This is a genomic window from Delftia sp. ZNC0008 (assembly GCF_000799035.1).
Classification (GTDB): Bacteria; Pseudomonadota; Gammaproteobacteria; order Burkholderiales; family Burkholderiaceae_C; genus Comamonas; species Comamonas tsuruhatensis.
The window spans coordinates 1-4,827 of the sequence record NZ_JTKZ01000168.1 but is presented as its reverse complement, the minus strand read 5'-3'; the positions used below and the strand labels follow the sequence as shown (position 1 = coordinate 4,827).

The following is a 4,827-nucleotide window of genomic DNA, read 5'->3' as shown; positions in this document are numbered from 1 at the left end:
GTTGTGCGGCATGGCCTATCTGGCCAGCCGCAGGATGAGGAAAAGGCAGGCCTGAGCCCGCAGCGGCCGCTGGCACCCGCGCTCACACGGCAGATCTTTGCGCAGCAGAGCGTGCACATTGGCCTTCAAGTGCTTGCACTCTGCGATCAACGCGATTTGGTCGGTTCAGACGCAGTAGACGCTGACGTACCCGTTGGTATCGCTCACACGGGTGACTGTCCTGATCGACTGGCGCAAGAACAAGCACACACTTGCGGTGTCGTTCACCCTGGACCGTGGCCAGTCCGCCCTGGCATTGCATTTGGTCAGCAGGATTCTTACCTACAGAACATCTTCGAGGCCTCCGACGAAACCGTAATGGAAACACCTGGGGGCAAAAACCCGAATTCCCACTTTTCCGCGATGAAAACTACCTGCAGACTGAGCTGCCAATCGAGGCCATACAGCCTAGCACGTTGAAGGAGGTCTTGGTGGCAGACATGCGCCGTGTGGCGTGCACCTACGACAGGCACATCTTGGCCGAGACGCCGAAAAAAAAAGGGGCATACTCGCCGGCATGTACAGGCCGCCAGCGATTGCCTTTGTGGGCAAAGGCTACCAAGCGTGGAGATCGTATGCATACGCGTTCTGCGCTCACTGCTAAGGAGTGGCATCACCAGCAAAAACCACCGATCCACGAAGCGCGCACAGATGATCGCCTCTGCCAATTTCAGCAGCGCTTCGTGGATATCCAGCCGTCGTTCAAAGCGGATTCGCAACTTGCCAAAGCCTGCAAACCATCCATGGGTATGCTCCACCACCCACCGGTGCTTGCCAAGCCGCTCGCTACTCTCAACGCCTCGCTTGGCAATGCGGCTGGCTATGCCCCGTTGTCTCAAGTGCGCACGGCAACGCTTGTAGTCATAGCCCTTGTCGGCGTGCAACTTCGATGGTCTTTTGCGGGGGCGCCCTGCCAAGCCTGAAATCGCAGGAATCGCGTCCACGCACCTCTCGAACATCTTGGAGTCGTGCCGGTTCGCGACGCTGACCAAAATCACCAGCGGGATGCCTCTGGCATCTACGACGATGTGTCGCTTGGAGCCGAGCTTGCCTCTGTCCGTCGGGTTGGGCCCCGTTTCCTGGTCCCCCGGGGGCTTAGTACCGAGGTGCCATCAATGCTGCCTCGGCTCCAATCGATTTGGTCATGTTCACGCAAGCAAGTCAGTATGGCCTGGTGCAACTGTTCCCACACACCAGCGGCATTCCAGTCGCGCAGGCGCCGCCAGCAGGTCATGCCGCTACCGTACCCAAGAGATTGGGGAAGGTCTTCTCATGGAATGCCTGTTTGCAGCACGAACAGGATGCCGTTGAGAGCGGCTTCATCGCTGACTGCGAGCTTGCGGGCACCACCTCTGGCGGAAGGTACGAAGGCTGGGATGAGAGGTTGCAGCTGTCGCCACAGTTCTTTGCTTATGGGTCGTTGTGCCATGAGGGCAGCGAGCCTAACGCTCTGCGGCGGGCTTCTGGCCAAGTGGTGTTAGCCGCTCTTAAGCAATTCGTCGCCGAAGCGCACCGATCAATCCCATCGCCGCAATAAGCCCTGCCAGCGCTGCCGGCGCGAGCATTGGAACCGGATGCACCGAGGACGGACTAGCTGCCAATTTGAACCGCGCGAAGACGTTGCAATCCATGAAAACTGGCGCGGTAATGAAGGTGTTGCCGTTGAGCGTGCCGCCACAGGAGCCGTCAACGGTATCAACGACATAACCGTTGGCTGGTTCCAGAGTGAAACTGACGGAATCGCCAGAAGTAACGCTTTGAGCGGACGCAGGGCTGATTGCGCCATGCCCCCCTGGGACGGATGGCGTGACGATCATGGTAGTGCTCAAATTCATCAGCAGGCGTGCAATGCGGTTGCGGGTCGTTCCATTGAAGCTTGTAAATAAACCGCCGATTAGCGCATTTCCATCGGATTGCAGAGTGACAACGCTCACTACGGAGTCAGCGCCTTCACCAGGATCAAAGGTATTGTCAAGAGTGCCATCGGTATGAAGGCGCGCAATATTGTTGCGGGATTTTCCACTAACAATATTAAAATCCCCTGAGAGCAGTACCTTGCCATCAGGCTGCAGTGCAATATTCTGGGGATATCCACCCTCAGCCCCCGCGCCAGGATCAAATGATGCATCCAGTGAACCATCCGAATTGATACGCGCAATTCTGTTGCGAGACACACCATCAACACTTTCGAAGCCTCCGGCTATTACGATCCTGCCATCAGGCTGAATTGCAATGGATCTGACGCTTGTGGGAAATAAACTGCCTGCATTAAAAGTGGTGTCGATTGAGCCGTCGGAATTAAGTCGGACAATGCCACTATGAGTTGGCTGGTCATTAACCCTTCCAAAATCACCTCCAATGAGCAGCTTACCATCCGATTGCACAGCAACTGTGTAAATTGGTGGGCTCAAAAAAGGAGGGGCAAAAGTTTTGTCGAGTGAACCATCGACGTTGACACGAGCAATTCCCTCAATTTTTATGTCTTCAACAGTGCTGAAGATCCCTGATATTATTGCCTTGCCATCGGGCTGCAAAGTTACTGAATAGATAAATGGATAAATTTCCCTTATATCAACTTCATAAGAGGTATCAAGTGAGCCGTCGGCATTGAGGCGAGCAATGGCTTTGCGCTGCGTTCCGTTGATATCGGTGAACTGACCGCCAATTATTATTCGACCATCAGACTGCAACGCAATTGCCCGGACTTCATTAACATCACCTGGAATAAAATCCACATCTAGGGATCCATCAGCATTCAGGCGGGCGATACCCTTGCGAGGAATGCCATCCACAGAATCGAATGATCCACCGATGATTATTTTTTCATCCTTGGGTTGCACTGCGAGCGTGTGGACCCATTGATTTAGTCCTGCAACTCCTTTTCCCGGATTGAATTCCGGGTCGACAAAAATAGTGCCGCTTTGCGCCCGTGTCGTACTTGTCACAAGAAGCATTGTGGCGCACATGAAAATTTGGCAACTGGTAAATATACATAATTTTCCCGATTTTTTGACTGCTCTGCTACTTATATTTTTATATAGTAAATTGAATAAAACGCGAATCATTTAAAGAACTCCTTCATTATGTATTTTCAATTTGATTTAACTCAGCCATCGGGAATATTTGGCTTCATTGTGATTTACATTTGCACCATTATTGGCCACAGAGACACAGCCGTTGGCTGTGCCTATGTGTACGTGCGATAGCCGTGCTTCCAAGTGCTCGTCATAAAAACCCACTTCTACCGGAATGAAATTATTCTCGTATACCCTTTGTAGGTTAAATTTATCAAACTTGAAAGAAATGCTTTCAGCTTTTCTCGAAATAATGCTACCTGATATTAGTGAATCTAGATTTTTTGGTGCTTAAGAATTTTCTTAATATTTTTGAAATTTCTATAATCTGCAGGGAAGACTGTTGGAAAAATCATCGCAGTAATTTATGTCATAGCGAACGATGAAGTGGTTTTGCCGGTGGCTGAAAGGGAGCCTCGTCTCCCTAGACTATTCGTTTTTCAGGCCAACGCTTTATGCCTCCTCCACTGAACACTGCAAGGCTTTGCCTATGATCTTTTTGCGCTGTCGCCGAATGTGCAGTTGCACATCACCTTCAATGGATGGTCGAATAACAGACTCAAGCGAGACTCACTCAATGCGCGAACGACGGACAATGAGACCGCCTGCTGGCTGTGCTCTCCGCTGAACTTGGTCGCCGTGGTGCTTTATGTATGACCATTCAAGTGAAGCATAGGCGCCATAAAGGGCATGGTAGCTAGAGTATTTAGATGTACAATCCCAGGAAGTCATGGTGCATTCTTCAGCCTGGAACAGGAGAAAGCACTATGGCAATCCGCCTGCATGGCAGCGCCCGCACAACGCCGCGTATCCGCGCAAAACTCCAGCTAGCGACCGGCTCCCATCGGTCCTTGGGACAGAGCAAGTCGGCATCTTTCTCAAGAGCAAGAACACCTGGCAATTGCGTTACGCAAGCAAGGACATTTGTCGCTGTACGATCTCATGGAACAGCTCCTGGAGACAGCACCCAAGCTCAGCCGCAGCGCCTTGCATCGATGCCTGCAGCGTCACGGAATCAGCCGACAACTCGCAACGCACCTGCCACGAAGGCACGGAAAGTTTGAAGAAACGACGCTGGGCTTCGTGCACATCGACAGCGCTGAAATGAAGATCTCCAGTGGCAGACAGCACATGTTTATCGCCATAGATTGCGTCTCAAAATTCACGCATGTCGCGTTCTTTGACAGGGCCACGAAAGCCAATGCAGCGCAGTTCCTTCGACAGGTGCTTGTTGCCTTTCCGTACCGCATACATACCGTCCTGACGGACAACGGCATGGCCTTTACAGGGCAAGAGCGCTTCAGAGGCGGCGTCACCGACACATGCATCGGTCACATCTTTGAACGCATCTGCAGGTTCAATGGTTTCGATAAAAGGCACACCAAGCCATATTACCCCTTGACGAACGGCATGGTCGAGCGCATGAACCGGACCATCAAGGAATCCACGATCAAGGCGTACGAGTACGAGGGACTGGAGCAGCTACGGGAGCATGTCCAGGCCTTGGTTCAAAGCTACAACTTCGGCAAACACTTGAATGCGCTCAGGTGGAAGACACCATTCCGGACGATTTGCGAGGCATGGGAAAAAGATCCAAGCCGCTTTAGACTTCATCCGCACCATCTCACTGTGGGACTGAACACGCCATGTGGGGCAGCCGGGCCTCCAGCACCATGCGCTGGCCCGAGCGCATCACGACCTGGTTGCTGCGTAT

At 52.5% G+C, this 4,827-nt stretch carries 1 protein-coding gene and 2 pseudogenes; 1 reads left to right on the top strand and 2 read right to left on the bottom strand.

Annotation, left to right across the window (positions count from 1 at the left end; translation table 11 throughout):
- Nucleotides 1-665: 665 nt before the first annotated feature.
- Both L995_RS32815 and L995_RS31770 read right to left on the bottom strand, forming a co-directional pair.
- Nucleotides 666-1,468: pseudogene (locus tag L995_RS32815) on the bottom strand (IS5 family transposase); the annotation flags it as partial.
- A 58-nt stretch (nucleotides 1,469-1,526) separates the two neighbouring features.
- Nucleotides 1,527-3,104: a hypothetical protein gene (locus tag L995_RS31770; protein WP_082001492.1), complete on the bottom strand. Its 1,578-nt coding sequence runs from the start codon at nucleotides 3,102-3,104 to the stop codon at nucleotides 1,527-1,529.
- Nucleotides 3,105-3,880: 776 nt separating this feature from the next.
- On the opposite strand from L995_RS31770, the pseudogene L995_RS05650 reads away from it, so the two are divergent.
- Nucleotides 3,881-4,748, top strand: a pseudogene (locus L995_RS05650) (integrase core domain-containing protein); the annotation flags it as partial.
- Nucleotides 4,749-4,827: the final 79 nt, after the last annotated feature.

What these genes read in the sequence shown, in the direction of transcription:
- L995_RS31770 (WP_082001492.1), bottom strand. Translation starts at nt 3,104, where the DNA reads ATGATTCGCGTTTTATTCAATTTACTATATAAAAATATAAGTAGCAGA.